The following is a 13,186-nucleotide window of genomic DNA, read 5'->3' as shown; positions in this document are numbered from 1 at the left end:
AAAGGCGCTTTCAGCCCCGGCGCTGCTTGACGGCCTGGGACAGGGTCTCGAGCACCTGCACCGAATCGTCCCAGCCGATGCAGGCGTCGGTGATGCTCTTGCCGTACTCGAGGCCCGAGAGCTGGTCCTTGCCCGGCGTGAACTTCTGGGCGCCCGCCTGCAGGTGGCTTTCGATCATCACGCCGAACACACGCTTCGAACCGCCGGCGATCTGGCCGGCGATGTCCTTGGCCACGTCGATCTGCTTCTGGTGCTGCTTGGAGCTGTTGGCGTGGCTGCAGTCGACCATGAGCGCGGGCGGCAGCTTGGCGGCCTCGAGGTCCTTGCAAGCCGCTTCGACGCTGGCGGCGTCGTAGTTCGGCGTCTTGCCGCCGCGCAGGATCACGTGGCAGTCGCGGTTGCCGTTGGTCTGCACGATCGCGACCTGGCCGTTCTTGTGCACCGACAGGAAGTGGTGGCCGCGCGCCGCCGCCTGGATGGCGTCGGTAGCGATGCGGATGTTGCCGTCGGTGCCGTTCTTGAAGCCGATGGGCGCCGACAGGCCCGAGGCCAGCTCGCGGTGCACCTGGCTTTCGGTGGTGCGCGCGCCGATGGCGCCCCAGGCGATCAGGTCGCCGATGTACTGCGGCGAGATCACATCGAGGAACTCGCTGCCCGCCGGCAGGCCCAGGCGGTTGATGTCGATCAGCAGCTGGCGCGCGATGCGCAGGCCTTCGTCGATGCGGTAGCTCTCATCCAGGTACGGATCGTTGATGAGCCCCTTCCAGCCGACCGTGGTGCGCGGTTTCTCGAAGTACACGCGCATCACGATCTCCAGCGTGCCGGCGTACTTGTCGCGCTCGGCCTTGAGGCGGCGGGCGTACTCGAGGGCCGCGGCCGGGTCGTGGATCGAACACGGGCCCATGATCACCAGCAGCCGGTCGTCCTTGCCGGCCATGATGTTGTGGATGCCGCGGCGGGTGCCGGTGATCAGCGTTTCGATCGGCGTGCCGCGGATCGGGAAGAAGCGGATCAGATGTTCGGGAGGGGGGAGCACGTTGATGTCCTTGATGCGTTCGTCGTCGGTCTTGCTGGTTTTTTCGACGCTCGCATACCAGCTGTCGCCGGTGGGAGGGGTGTTCGTGCTCATGGTTCTCTTCCTTGTTGGTGTGAATGAAAAATCGTCAGGGCATAAAAAAACCGCCGGGGGCTGGAAGCCACCGGCGGTTCTGGGAGGGTGTTCGTTTGCTTTACGCGCTCGCCTCTCGTCCGCCGGAAACCGGGAACCAAAAGTAGGCAAAAAAGTAAGCGCGGAGGGCGGACATGTGGGCGGAATGTAGCACGGAAAACAAAAACCCGGCCAGGCGGCCGGGTCGGTGTTGTTTTTACCTGTAGCCGGATTCGTTGGCGTTGTGAATGATCCAGATCAGGTTGCCGCTGCTGAAATCGCCCATGCCGCCGCCCGCGAAGATCAGGCGGCCCTGGCCCTTGTAGGTCATCTCGAAGCGATGGCGATCACTGCCGAAGTAGAACGGAATCCAGGCCTTGCCGGTGATGTAGGCGCCCTGGTCGGTGGGCTGGCCGGCGAGGTCGGTGACCTGCTTGGTGCTCATGCCGATCTGCAGGCGCGTGAACTTGCTGTTGCGCGCCGGGTTGCCGGTGATCTCGCCTTCGAAACCGTTCAGGCCCTTGACCGTGCGGCCGCTGCCGGCCTCGACCTTGGAAGAATCCACCACGTTGCCGCGTGCGTCCATGCCGGCCTTCGAACCGCTGGGCGCCGCAGGCGCGGCGGCGGCCGGGGCGGGTGCCGGTGCGGCGGCGGGCTGGCTGCCCGAACCGCCGCGCGATGCGCAACCGGCGGTGGCCAGCGCGACCACGGCGGTCACGGCCCACAGCACGGCGGGCGAATTGATCCTGTTCCCCATTGAAATGCTCCTTGATGCGTCGTTCGCAAAAAAGGAGCGCAGCTTAGCAACCGAATGAAACCGCCGGCAAGTGCCGAAAGTCCTAAGCCGTTCCACCTACCGTCAGGCCGTCGATCCGAAGGGTCGGCTGGCCGACGCCCACGGGCACGCTCTGGCCTTCCTTGCCGCAGGTGCCGACGCCCGAATCGAGCGCCATGTCGTTGCCGATCATGGTCACGCGGGTGAGCGCGTCGGGGCCGTTGCCCACGATGGTCGCGCCCTTCACCGGGTACTGGATCTTGCCGTTCTCGACCCAGAAGGCCTCGCTGGCCGAGAACACGAACTTGCCGCTCGTGATGTCGACCTGCCCGCCGCCGAAGTTGGTGGCGTACAGGCCCTTCTTGATGCTGGCGACGATTTCCTGCGGGTCCTTGTCGCCTCCGAGCATGTAGGTGTTGGTCATGCGCGGCATCGGCACGTGGGCGTAGCTCTCGCGGCGGCCGTTGCCCGTGGGCTTGACCTTCATGAGGCGCGCGTTCATCGAGTCCTGGATGTAGCCCTTGAGGATGCCGTCCTCGATCAGCACGTTGCGCTGGCTGGCGTGGCCTTCGTCGTCCACGTTGAGCGAGCCGCGGCGGTCGGCGATGGTGCCGTCGTCGAGCACCGTGACGCCCTTGGCCGCCACGCGCTGGCCGATGCGGCCCGAGAACGCGCTCGAGCCCTTGCGGTTGAAGTCGCCCTCCAGGCCGTGGCCGATGGCTTCGTGCAGCAGGATGCCGGGCCAGCCCGAGCCGAGCACCACGGTCATCTCGCCGGCCGGGGCCGGGCGGGCGTCGAGGTTGGTCAGCGCGGCCTTCACGGCGTGGTCGACGTACTCGGCGATCTGTTCATCGGTGAAATAGGCCAGGCCGAAACGCCCGCCGCCGCCGCCCGAGCCGACCTCGCGGCGCCCGTTCTGCTCGGCGATCACGGTGACCGACAGGCGCACCAGCGGGCGCACGTCGGCCGCCAGCGTGCCGTCGGCGCGCGCCACCAGGATCACGTCGTACTCGCTCGCCAGGCCCGCCATGACCTGCGCCACGCGCGGATCGCGCGAACGGGCGAGCTTTTCGACCCTTTCGAGCAGCTTCACCTTGGCGGTGCTGTCGAGCGTGGAAATGGGGTCGACACCGTTGTAGAGCGAGCGGCTCGCAGCGATCTTGCGGGCAGGCGTCTTCACGCGCGCGGTGCGACCGGCGGAGGAAATGGAGCGCACCGTGCGCGCTGCGTCGAGCAACGAGGCTTCGGAGATGTCGTCCGAATAGGCGAAAGCGGTTTTCTCGCCGCTCACGGCACGCACGCCGACGCCCTGGTCGATGCTGAAGCTGCCGGTCTTGACGATGCCTTCCTCGAGGCTCCAGCCCTCGCTGCGGGTGTACTGGAAGTACAGGTCGGCATCGTCCACGCGGTGCGCGGTGATCTCGGCCAGGGCCTTGCTCAGGTGCGATTCGTCCAGGCCGAACGGCGTGAGCAGGAGCTGTTGCGCTATAGCCAAGCGCTCGATGGTGGGTTCGCGGGAGATCATGGCTGCCATTCTAGGCAGCCGCCCCCGTCCGTGCCGCCCCGGGGGACTCTAGTTCTGGGCGAGCTTGCGGGCCCGCGCGATCGACATCAGGATGCCCAGCCCCAGCCCCAGCGTGACCATGGCGGTGCCGCCGTAGCTGATGAAGGGCAGCGGCACGCCCACCACCGGCAGGATGCCGCTGACCATGCCCATGTTCACGAAGGCGTAGGTGAAGAAGATCATGGTCACCGCCCCGGCCAGCAGGCGCGAGAACAGCGTGGGCGCGTTCAGCGCGATGGTCAGCCCGCGGAAGATCAGCAGGATGAAGGCCGCAATCAGCGTCAGGTTGCCGATCAGGCCGAATTCCTCGGAGTACGCCGCGAAGATGAAGTCGGTGGTGCGCTCGGGAATGAACTCCAGGTGCGTCTGCGTGCCTTGCATGAAGCCCTTGCCGCCGACGCCGCCCGAACCGATGGCGATCATCCCCTGGATGATGTGGAAGCCCTTGCCCAGCGGGTCCTTGCTGGGGTCGAGCAGCGTGCACACGCGCTGTTTCTGGTAGTCGTGCAGCACGCGCCAGTCGACGCCGTCGACGCACAGCTGCGACTCGAAACCCACGATGAGCGTGATCGCCACTGCGCCGAGCACCACCGGCGGCACGATCAGCTTCCACGGCAGCCCGGCAAAGAAGATCACCGCCAGCCCGGCCGCCAGCACCAGCAGCGAGGTGCCCAGGTCGGGCTGCTTCATGATGAGCCCGACCGGCACCGCCAGCAGCAGCGTCGCCACCACGAAGTCGAGCGGGCGCAGCTGGCCTTCGCGGCGCTGGAACCACCAGGCCAGCATCAGCGGCATCGCGATTTTCAGGATTTCACTGGGCTGGATCACCACGCCCACGTTGATCCAGCGCTGGGCGCCCTTCTTGGTGATGCCAAAGAGCGCCACCGCGATCAGCAGCGCCACCCCCGCCGCATAGAGCGGCACGGCGAACGCCATGAGGCGTTGCGGCGGCACCTGCGCCACCACGAACATGATGCCGCCGGCCAGCAGCATGTTGCGGCCATGGTCGAGAAAGCGCGTGCCATGGTCGTAGCCGGAGGAATACATGGTGAGCAGCCCGGCAAAGGCGAGCAGCATCACGGCAAAGGCCAGGAAGCCGTCGAAGCCCTGGAAGATGGGCGCGATGCGACGCGCCAGGGAGGGCTGATTGAACACGGCAGACATGATGGGGGCGGATTATCCCCGCCCCGCCCGCCCCTTCAGTCGAAACCGAGCTGAACGACCGTGCGCCCCGGTCGGCTTTCGAGCGCCAGCCGGGCCCCGATGGCGGCGGCGCGCTTCGACAGCGCCTTCGGCACTTCGGCGGCGTCGAAGCCCACGCCGTTGTCGATCACGCGCAGGTGCACGGCGCCGGCGCGCGCGTCGGCCTCGATGCGCAGCGCGCTGGCGTGGGCATGCTGCAGCACGTTCGAGATGGCCTCGAACAGCAGGAACTGCAGCTGCCGCGTGGCATGGGCGTCGAGCTGCGTGACCGTGGGCAGTTCGTCCACGCCCCATTCGAAGGCGATGTCGGCGGCGGCCAGCCGGGGTTCCAGTCGGTAGCGCAGCGCCGCCAGCAGCGCGCCGATGTCGCCGGGCGGCAGGTGGATGGAGTCGATCGACAGCTTGAGCTGGTCGAGCGAATCGCGCAGGGTGCGCAGCAATTCTTCCGGGCTGGTCTGGCCCGACTGCAGCTGGCGGATCGCCGAGCTGATGTGCGAGCCCACGCCGTCGTGCATGTCGCGCAGGATGCGCTCGCGCTCGTGGGTGCGCGCCTGGTCGCGGGCCACCTCCTCCAGCTCGGCGTAGGTGGAGGCCAGTTCGCGCTCGCGCTGCGCCACGCGGTCGGCCAGCGTCTTGACCCAGCCGCGCGCCTGCACGCTGGCGAAATGAAAGCGCCGCAGCACGATGAGCAGCAGCGCCACCCCGAACATCACCGAGGAATAGCGCACCCAGGTGGTTTCGCCGTAGGCGTCACTCAGGCGGATCACCAGCCAGTCGCGCGTGCCGAAGGCCACCGTGACCAGCGCGGCGCCGGCCACGAGCAGCCGCTCGACGCTGGGCCGGCGCACCGTGGCGACGGCAAAGGCGATCACGAAGCCGACGACGATCGTGATCTCGACCGCCAGCCAGGCCGTGAGCCAGCGCGGCTCCTCGCGGTTCAGCGCCAGCCAGGTGAACACCACGGTGCCGGCCACCACGGCCGCCATCGGCCAGCGCGCCCAGCGCATGCGCGGGTTCTGCGCCCAGTCCGCGAGGTGGTAGCAGAACATCATGGCGGACGCGGCCCAGCCCGCGTAGCAGCCGGCCATCAGCACGCCCCAGAGCTGCCACGGCAGCGGCGGCTCGGGAATCATGGCGTCGGCCACGCGCACGGCCCAGCAGAACTCGGCCAGCGCGGCCCAGAAATAGAGGGCGTCGCGCTGGCGGCGGCCGGTCGCGCCGGTGTCGACCTGCGTGAACCACAGCGCCAGCGCGATGCTGCCGACGATCAGGCTGAACGCCGTCAGCAGCACCGATCCCGTGAAGCGCCAGGCGTAGGCGCGCTCGAACAGCGCGGTGCGCACCGGCGTCGCCGGCCCGATGGTGACGCGCGACAGGCCGGCGCGCCGCTCGCTGTCGGCGCGGATGCGAATCTGCAGCAGGTTCTCGCCCTCTTTCAGCAGCCGCCCGGGCACCGGCACGTAGATGGGGGCCTTGGCGTAGTCGGCGCGGTTGCCCTGGCCCAGGTCGCCGTAGGCCTGCAGCAGCGTGCCGTTGAGCTGCACCTCGAAGACGCTGCCGGCGCGGGGAATGAAGATGCCCCAGGGCACCTCGGGCAGGGTCTCGACCCGGAACGGCAGCTCGAAGCTCGCAAAGCCGGTGCGGCCGTGGTGCCGGCGGTCCCAGTGGTAGGACAGGTCGACCGCTTCGGTCTGCACGACACCGTCGATGGTGGTGGTCACCATGGCGTGACGCAGCTCGATCGGGCCTTGCGCCCCGGCCGCTGCGGCACTCCCCGCAGCGAACAGCACCGCCAGTCCCAGCAGGCACAGGAACGCCAGCCGCCGCAGCATCCGCCCTCAGCCCGGGTGGGACAGCAGGCCGAGGCGCGTGGCCTCGAACACCGCTTCGCTCTTGGAATGCACCGCGAGCTTGCCGTAGAGGTTCTTGATGTGGGTCTGCACCGTGTGCACGCTCAGGCCCTTGAGGCGCGCGATCTCGGCGTACGAGAAGCCGCGCGCAATCAGCGTCAGCACCTCGTGCTCGCGCGCCGAGAGCAGGCCGCGGTCGGCCTCGTCGAGCGCCGTCTCTGCCGGCACCGCGCCGGCTGTGCCCGGCACGGCCGCCTGCAGGCTGCGGTACTTGGCGAGCACGCGGCGCGCGATCATGGGCGAGATCGGCGAGGCGCCGGCCTTCATCTCGACGATGGTCTGCGCGATGTCCTCGGGTGCGGCGTCCTTGTGGATGTAGCCGACGGCGCCGGCCTCGATGCTGGCGAGCACATTCTCCTCGTCGCCGAAGACCGACACCACCAGCGGCTCGCAGCCGGGAAAGCGGGCGACAGCGTCGCGGATCACGTCCAGGCCGGTGCCGTCGGGCATGCCCAGGTCGACCAGCAGCACATCGGGGATGGTCGCGGTGCCGGCCAGCCAGGTGCGTGCTTCCTGCACCGTGCCGGCGCTGCCGAGCCAGAACAGGCGCGGGCTGCGCTGCACGCTGGCCTCGAAGAAGGCGCGTGCGCGGCTGTCGTCCTCGACCACGAGCACGCCCCAGCGGCGTGGCATCCCGTCATCCTGTACCTCGGTATTCATGGGATGGAGCATAAGCCTCGGCACCTGCTGCCATGCCGGCCCGGACTCCCTCGTTCATGGGATGCCCCCTGCCAGATGCGTCACGAAACTTGTCTCATTCTTCTCCCCCTTCGCTGCACTGCAGGCGCCACGCGGGGCGCACCGTGAGTACTTTCGAATTCCAGACACGTCCTTGTCGCCTGTTTCGCAGGGATTTGTGGGGTCACCGCGCCTTTGGCGCTGCGGACCTCATGCAAAATTGTCTGAATCCGGCCACGGGGCGCGATCTGCGCGCCGCCAGTCACCTCCTCCCATGGACCCGCAAACCACCCATCTGTTGTACCTGCACGGCTTTCGTTCGTCGCCCCGCTCCACCAAGGCGCGGCTGGTGGCGAAGCACGTGGCGCGCGAGCACCCGAACCTGGAGTGGTGGTGCCCGCAGCTGCCGCCGTCGCCGCACGATGCCATCGACATGGTGATGAAGGGCATCGCGGACTGGCCGCGCAAGTCGATGGCGGTGATCGGTTCGTCGCTCGGCGGCTTCTACGCCACCTACGTCGCGGGCATGACCCGCTGCCGCGCCGTGCTGCTCAACCCCGCGGTGCACCCGGCGCGCGATCTCACGCGCTACATCGGCAGCCAGACCGCCTGGCACGACCCTGCCGAGCATTTCTATTTCCAGCCGGAATTCATCCAGGAATTGCGCGCCATGGAAATCGGCGCGCTCACGCGGCCGGAGCGCCTGTTCGCGATCATCGCCAAGGGCGACGAAGCGCTCGACTGGCACGAGATGTCGGCGCGCTACCCGGACAGCCGCATCAAGCTGCTCGAGGGCGGCGACCATGCGCTGTCTGACTTCGAAAAAGCGCACCTCGGCGACGTGATGGCGTTCATCAACCCCGTCTAGCGTCCGCCCGGGCCCGGAAGCGCGCCCGATCCCGCGTGGGAGAATCGCCGGATGTTTGTATTGTTTGAAGAAGCCGGCAAATACCTCGGCGGCCGCATCCTGTCGGAAGCCGAAGCCTCGGCACAGGTCGAGCTCGAGACCGGCAAGCGCGTCAAGGTCAAGGGCGCCAACATCGTTCTGCGTTTCGAGAAACCGTCCCCGGCCGAGTTGATGGCCGAGGCGCGCGCGCTCGCCGCCGCCATGGACCTCGACCTCGCCTGGGAATTCGCGGCCGAAGGCGAGTTCGGCTTTGCCGACCTGGCGGCCGACTATTTCAGCGAGAAGCCCACGCTCGCGCAGCAGGCCGCCGCGCTGTTCGCGCTGTTCGAGGCGCCGCACTACTTCCGCCGCGCGGGCAAGGGACGCTTCAAGAAGGCGCCGGCCGAGATCGTGCAGCAGGCGCTGGCCGCCATCGAGAAGAAGAAGGCCATCCAGGCGCAGATCGTCGAATGGGCGGGCCAGCTGGCCGAGGGCGTGTGCCCGCCGGCGATCCGCGAGCAGCTCTACAAGATCCTGTTCAAGCCCGACAAGAACGCACCCGAATACAAGGCCGTGGTCGACGCCGCGCGCGCCACGCAGCGCCCGCCGCTCGACCTGCTGGAGCGCGCCGGCGCCATCGATTCGCCCTACCAGTTCCACTGGCGGCGCTTCCTGTTCGAGAACTTCCCCAAGGGCACCGGCTTTCCCGCGCTCGCGGCACCGGCCGTCGCCGACGACCTGCCGCTGGCCGACGGCGTGCGGGCCTTCTCGATCGACGATTCGCAGACCACCGAAATCGACGACGCGCTGTCCGTGCAGGGCATGGGCAGCGGGACCATCACGGTCGGCATCCACATCGCCGCGCCGGGCCTGGCGCTCACGCCGGGCAGCGCCATCGACGCCGTGGCGCGCGCGCGCATGTCCACCGTGTACATGCCGGGCTACAAGATCACCATGCTGCCCGACGAGGTGGTCGACACCTACACGCTGCTCGAAGGCGGCGACCGCCCGGCCGTGTCGCTCTATGCGCGCTTCGACGAAGCCACGCTGGAGCTGCAGGGCACCGAGACCAAGCTCGAACGCGTGCCGATCGTCGCCAACCTGCGCCACGACCAGCTCGACGCCGTCGTCACGCAGCCCTGGCTCGAAGACGCCACCTTCAACTCGGACAACACCCCCGACGCCGCCGCGCAGCTGCGCGCGCCGCTGTCCTTCCTGTTCCGCCTGGCCAAGCACCTGAAGGCGCAGCGCGAAGTGGTGCGCGGCAAGCCCGAGAACTTCAGCCGGCCCGACTACAACTTCCGCCTCGTCGGCAACGACGGCGCCGAGCCCACCGGCAACGAGCAGGTGCAGATCAGCACGCGCCAGCGCGGCGCGCCGCTCGACCTGATCGTGTCCGAGGCCATGATCCTGGCCAACAGCAGCTGGGGCGGCTGGCTCGGCGAGCTCGGCGTGCCCGGCCTGTACCGCAGCCAGGCCAGCCTGGCACCCGGCATCAAGGTGCGCATGGGCACGCGCGCGCTGCCGCACGCGGGCCTGGGCGTGAAGAGCTACGCCTGGAGCACCTCACCGCTGCGCCGCTACACCGACCTCGTGAACCAGTGGCAGATCATCGCGGCCGCGCGCCACGGCAAGACCGCCGCGCTGGCCGCGCCCTTCAAGCCGAAGGACGCCGACCTGTTCTCGATCCTCTCGGGCTTCGACGCGGCCTACGCCACGTACAACGCCTACCAGGGCGGCATGGAGCGCTTCTGGACGCTGAAGTACCTGCAGCAGCAGGGCATCACCGAGCTCGAGGCCACGGTCATCAAGGACATTCCCAACGGCGCGCTGGTGCGCGCCGACACGCTGCCGCTGGTGTTCCCGGTGGCCGGCCAGCAGGAGCGCGGCGCGCGCGTGCGCGTGAAGCTCGGCGAGATCGACGAGATCGCACTCGACGTGAGCGGCACCGTGCTCGAGCGCTTCGACGTGCCGCAGGCCGATGCCGCAGCCGCTGACGGCGGCGAGGACGACGAGGAAGAAGTCGCCGGCCCGATCGCCATCGCGGTCGACCTGAGCGACACCGAGGCCGCACCCGACCCGACGACGACCACGCCTGCATGACCCCCGGTCGAACGACCGGAGACACGCGACCCCTGGAGGAGTTTCGAGAATGAATCTCAAGGACCTCAGCACGCTGCAGATCGCTCTGGGCGTGTCGGTCATCGCGCATGCCGCGTTGCTCGCGGTGCGCTTCGTCGATCCCGAATCGTTCAACCGGGTCTTCAGCGAAACCCCGCTCGAGGTGATCCTGGTCAACAGCAAGACCAACGACAAGCCCGACCCCGCGGCCCGCGTGATGGCACAGACCACGCTCGCGGGCGGCGGCGACCTCGACAAGGGCCGGGCCACCAGCCCTCTGCCGCCGTCGAGCTTCACCACCATGGGCGACTCGTTCGAGGAATCGCGCCGCCAGGTCGAGGCCATGCAGGCCCAGCAGATGCAGATGCTGGCGCAGCTCAAGCGCGAACTGGCCGCCATGCCCGTGCCCGATCCGCGCCAGGCCGGCGATCCGACCGAGGCCGCCGCGCGCGAGGAAAAGCGCCGCCAGATGGTCGCGCTGCTCGCCGAGATCGAACGCCGTGTGAACGAGGAAAACGCGCGCCCCAAGAAGCGCTACCTGAGCCCCGCCACGCGCGAGGCCGCCTACGCGCTGTACGTCGACACGCTGCGCCGCCGCATCGAAGTCAAGGGCACCGAGAACTTCCCGACCGCGGCCGGCAAGAAGCTCTACGGCGAACTCAAGATGACCGTCACCATCAACCACGACGGGCGCGTGCTCGACACCGTGGTCGACGAAAGCTCGGGCAACACCACGCTCGACCGCCGTGCCCAGGCCATCGTGCGCAGCGTCGGCAACTTCGGCAACTTCACCGACGCGATGCGCAAGCAGACCGACCAGATCGTGCTGCAGTCGCGCTTCAAGTTCACGCGCGACGAGACGATCGAGCTGTCGTCCCAGTAGCAACAGCACCCCCAGCAGAACACGGAGCATCGGCCATGGATCAGTACTGCGTCATGGGCAACCCCGTCGAGCACAGCCGCTCGCCCCGCATCCACGCACGCTTTGCCGAACTCTGCGGCCAGCCCATGGCCTATGGCCGGCGCCTAGTGCCGATCGGCGCCTTCGCCGAAGGCCTCGCCGCCTTCCGCAGCGAGGCCGCCGCGCAGGGCGACACCGCGCGCGGCTGCAACGTCACTGTGCCTTTCAAGTTCGACGCCGCCGCGCTCGCGCAGCACACCAGCGAGCGCGCCACGTTGGCACAGGCCGTGAACACGCTGCGCTTCGAGGCCGACGGCAGCATCCACGCCGACAACACCGACGGCATCGGCCTGGTCAACGACATCGTGCGCAACGCCGGCGTGCCGCTGGCGGGCCGGTCGCTGCTGCTGATCGGCGCTGGCGGCGCCGCGGCGGGCGTGCTCGGGCCGCTGCTCGACGCGGGTGCCGCGCACGTCGTGGTGGCCAACCGCACGCTCGACAAGGCCATCGCGCTGGTGCAGCGCCATGCCGCGCTCGCGCTGCGCCACGGCGCCACGCTCGAGGCCTGGGCGCTCGACGAGGTGCCGGGCGACTTCGACGTGGTGGTCAACGCCACCGCCTCCAGCCTCGCGGGCGACGCGGTGCCCGTGCGCGCGCAGGTGCTGCGCCCCGGCGCGCTGGCCGTCGACATGATGTACGGCCCCGCCGCCGCAGGCTTCATGGCCTGGGCCGAAGCGCACGGCGCCGTCGCGCGCGACGGCCTCGGCATGCTGGTGGAACAGGCCGCCGAAGCCTTCGAATTCTGGCGCGGCGTGCGCCCGCCGTCGGCGCAGGTGCTGGCCGAGCTGCGCGCCTCGCTCGCCGCCGGCGCATGAAGGGCCTGCTGCGCCTGATCGCCTGCCTCGTGGTGGCGGGCCTGGCGCTCGAACTGTTCTTCGTGGTGCGCATCGCGGCCATGGCGGTGATCGATCCGCAGAGCACGGCCTTCCAGCGCTCCGAGGCCTGGCGCGTCGCCCTCTCGCAGGGCCGCGACGGCGGATGGCGCCAGGACTGGGTGCCGTACACGCAGATCAACGACACCCTCAAGCGCGCCGTGATCGCGAGCGAAGACGCCGGCTTCGTCGACCACAACGGCGTGGAGTGGGAAGCCATCGAGCGTGCACGCCAGCGCAACGCCCGCGCCGAGCAGCTGGCCGCCAAACGCATGGCGCGCGCGGCGGCACGCGGCAAGCCGGTGCAGCCGGCCCCGCTGCGCGGCGGCTCCACCATCACGCAGCAGCTCGCGAAGAACCTGCTGCTGTCGGGCGAACGTACGATGCTGCGCAAGGGCCAGGAGCTGGTGCTCGCCACGCTGCTCGAGGTGCTGCTCGACAAGCAGCGCATCCTCGAGATCTACCTGAACAACGTCGAATGGGGCGAAGGCGTGTTCGGCGCCGAGGCCGCGGCGCAGTACTATTTCAGGAAACCGGCCGCACGCTTGACTTCATACGAAGCCGCGCGCCTGGCCGTGATGCTGCCGAGCCCGAAGTTCTTCGAGCGGCGGCCCAACTCCTCGTACATCAACGGACGGGCATCGACGATCGTGGCGCGGATGCCGGCGGTCGACCTGCCCTGAGCCTACGCACCGCGCCTTCCACCGCCAGCACGGCGACGAAGCCGATCGCGTAGGCCAGCACGTCCCACCAGTCGGCGGTGGCGCCGAGCACGATGCGCAGCGCGCGGTTCGGAATGTGCAGGTGCCACGTCGACGCAAGGAACTGCCCCAGTTCGACCAGCAGCCCCACGCCGAAAGCCGCCAGCGCGAGCGGCAGCACGCGCGCGGCGACGAAGGTCTTGAACACCACGTACACCCACGCCACGGCCAGCACGTCGCCGAAGAAGCTTCGCACCCAGCCCCAGCGCGCGCCGACGGTGGCCAGCAGCACGAGCAACACGAAGAGGGCCACCGCCCACGCCAGGGAAAGAAGATCGAATCGCCATCGCATGGCCCGTATCATCGCC

Annotated in this window: 12 protein-coding genes; 5 read left to right on the top strand and 7 right to left on the bottom strand. The window is 68.8% G+C overall.

Going from position 1 to position 13,186, the window contains the following annotated elements:
• Positions 1-10: 10 nt before the first annotated feature.
• From AC07OH_RS17850 to AC07OH_RS17825, 6 genes are all read right to left on the bottom strand, one after another.
• Positions 11-1,129: a 3-deoxy-7-phosphoheptulonate synthase gene (locus tag AC07OH_RS17850; protein ID WP_495301589.1), complete on the bottom strand. Its 1,119-nt coding sequence runs from the start codon at positions 1,127-1,129 to the stop codon at positions 11-13.
• Positions 1,130-1,364: 235 nt separating this feature from the next.
• Positions 1,365-1,904 (bottom strand): hypothetical protein, encoded by a 540-nt coding sequence (locus AC07OH_RS17845; RefSeq protein WP_159278550.1) that lies wholly within the window; start codon positions 1,902-1,904, stop codon positions 1,365-1,367.
• An 82-nt stretch (positions 1,905-1,986) separates the two neighbouring features.
• Positions 1,987-3,447, bottom strand: a complete 1,461-nt coding sequence (gene tldD, locus AC07OH_RS17840) for a metalloprotease TldD (RefSeq protein ID WP_495301588.1) — start codon at positions 3,445-3,447, stop codon at positions 1,987-1,989.
• A gap of 48 nt (positions 3,448-3,495) precedes the next feature.
• Positions 3,496-4,650 (bottom strand): rod shape-determining protein RodA, encoded by a 1,155-nt coding sequence (gene rodA / locus AC07OH_RS17835; protein ID WP_489059309.1) that lies wholly within the window; start codon positions 4,648-4,650, stop codon positions 3,496-3,498.
• 35 nt (positions 4,651-4,685) lie between these two features.
• Positions 4,686-6,521, bottom strand: a complete 1,836-nt coding sequence (locus AC07OH_RS17830; RefSeq protein ID WP_495301587.1) for a sensor histidine kinase — start codon at positions 6,519-6,521, stop codon at positions 4,686-4,688.
• Positions 6,522-6,527: 6 nt separating this feature from the next.
• Positions 6,528-7,271, bottom strand: a complete 744-nt coding sequence (locus tag AC07OH_RS17825) for a response regulator (protein ID WP_495301586.1) — start codon at positions 7,269-7,271, stop codon at positions 6,528-6,530.
• A 280-nt stretch (positions 7,272-7,551) separates the two neighbouring features.
• Between AC07OH_RS17825 and AC07OH_RS17820 the strand changes: the two genes are divergently transcribed.
• Genes AC07OH_RS17820 through mtgA form a run of 5 tightly spaced genes read left to right on the top strand, consistent with a single transcriptional unit; the run spans position 7,552 to position 12,800 of the window.
• Complete coding sequence (locus AC07OH_RS17820) at positions 7,552-8,145, top strand: YqiA/YcfP family alpha/beta fold hydrolase (protein ID WP_489059315.1); 594 nt, start codon at positions 7,552-7,554, stop codon at positions 8,143-8,145.
• Positions 8,146-8,196: 51 nt separating this feature from the next.
• Positions 8,197-10,266 carry a ribonuclease catalytic domain-containing protein gene (locus AC07OH_RS17815; RefSeq protein WP_495301585.1) on the top strand — a complete coding sequence of 690 codons (2,070 nt, stop codon included), beginning with the start codon at positions 8,197-8,199 and terminating at the stop codon, positions 10,264-10,266.
• Positions 10,267-10,315: 49 nt separating this feature from the next.
• Positions 10,316-11,167, top strand: a complete 852-nt coding sequence (locus AC07OH_RS17810; protein WP_095948186.1) for an energy transducer TonB — start codon at positions 10,316-10,318, stop codon at positions 11,165-11,167.
• A gap of 35 nt (positions 11,168-11,202) precedes the next feature.
• Positions 11,203-12,060, top strand: coding sequence for a shikimate dehydrogenase (aroE, locus tag AC07OH_RS17805; protein ID WP_495301584.1), 858 nt, complete (start codon positions 11,203-11,205; stop codon positions 12,058-12,060).
• Positions 12,057-12,800 carry a monofunctional biosynthetic peptidoglycan transglycosylase gene (gene mtgA / locus AC07OH_RS17800; protein WP_495301583.1) on the top strand — a complete coding sequence of 248 codons (744 nt, stop codon included), beginning with the start codon at positions 12,057-12,059 and terminating at the stop codon, positions 12,798-12,800. Before aroE ends, mtgA begins: the two co-directional genes overlap by 4 nt.
• Here mtgA and AC07OH_RS17795 read toward each other — a convergent pair.
• The gene (locus AC07OH_RS17795; protein ID WP_095747432.1) at positions 12,745-13,182 is read right to left on the bottom strand and encodes a ribosomal maturation YjgA family protein; all 438 of its coding nucleotides are present in this window, start codon (positions 13,180-13,182) and stop codon (positions 12,745-12,747) included. The genes mtgA and AC07OH_RS17795 overlap by 56 nt on opposite strands.
• Positions 13,183-13,186: the final 4 nt, after the last annotated feature.

It is taken from the genome of Variovorax sp. GW821-FHT10C12 (genome assembly GCF_059415405.1).
Note: the sequence above shows the minus strand (reverse complement) of the source record. Positions and strands in the feature narration are given on the sequence as shown.

Excerpts from the sequence above, each read along its gene's own strand:
- AC07OH_RS17795 (WP_095747432.1), bottom strand. The coding sequence starts at position 13,182 with ATGATACGGGCCATGCGATGGCGATTCGATCTTCTTTCCCTGGCGTGG.
- rodA (WP_489059309.1), bottom strand. The coding sequence starts at position 4,650 with ATGTCTGCCGTGTTCAATCAGCCCTCCCTGGCGCGTCGCATCGCGCCC.
- aroE (WP_495301584.1), top strand. The coding sequence starts at position 11,203 with ATGGATCAGTACTGCGTCATGGGCAACCCCGTCGAGCACAGCCGCTCG.
- tldD (WP_495301588.1), bottom strand. The coding sequence starts at position 3,447 with ATGATCTCCCGCGAACCCACCATCGAGCGCTTGGCTATAGCGCAACAG.
- AC07OH_RS17830 (WP_495301587.1), bottom strand. The coding sequence starts at position 6,521 with ATGCTGCGGCGGCTGGCGTTCCTGTGCCTGCTGGGACTGGCGGTGCTG.
- AC07OH_RS17825 (WP_495301586.1), bottom strand. The coding sequence starts at position 7,271 with ATGCTCCATCCCATGAATACCGAGGTACAGGATGACGGGATGCCACGC.
- AC07OH_RS17850 (WP_495301589.1), bottom strand. The coding sequence starts at position 1,129 with ATGAGCACGAACACCCCTCCCACCGGCGACAGCTGGTATGCGAGCGTC.
- AC07OH_RS17845 (WP_159278550.1), bottom strand. The coding sequence starts at position 1,904 with ATGGGGAACAGGATCAATTCGCCCGCCGTGCTGTGGGCCGTGACCGCC.
- mtgA (WP_495301583.1), top strand. The coding sequence starts at position 12,057 with ATGAAGGGCCTGCTGCGCCTGATCGCCTGCCTCGTGGTGGCGGGCCTG.
- AC07OH_RS17810 (WP_095948186.1), top strand. The coding sequence starts at position 10,316 with ATGAATCTCAAGGACCTCAGCACGCTGCAGATCGCTCTGGGCGTGTCG.
- AC07OH_RS17820 (WP_489059315.1), top strand. The coding sequence starts at position 7,552 with ATGGACCCGCAAACCACCCATCTGTTGTACCTGCACGGCTTTCGTTCG.
- AC07OH_RS17815 (WP_495301585.1), top strand. The coding sequence starts at position 8,197 with ATGTTTGTATTGTTTGAAGAAGCCGGCAAATACCTCGGCGGCCGCATC.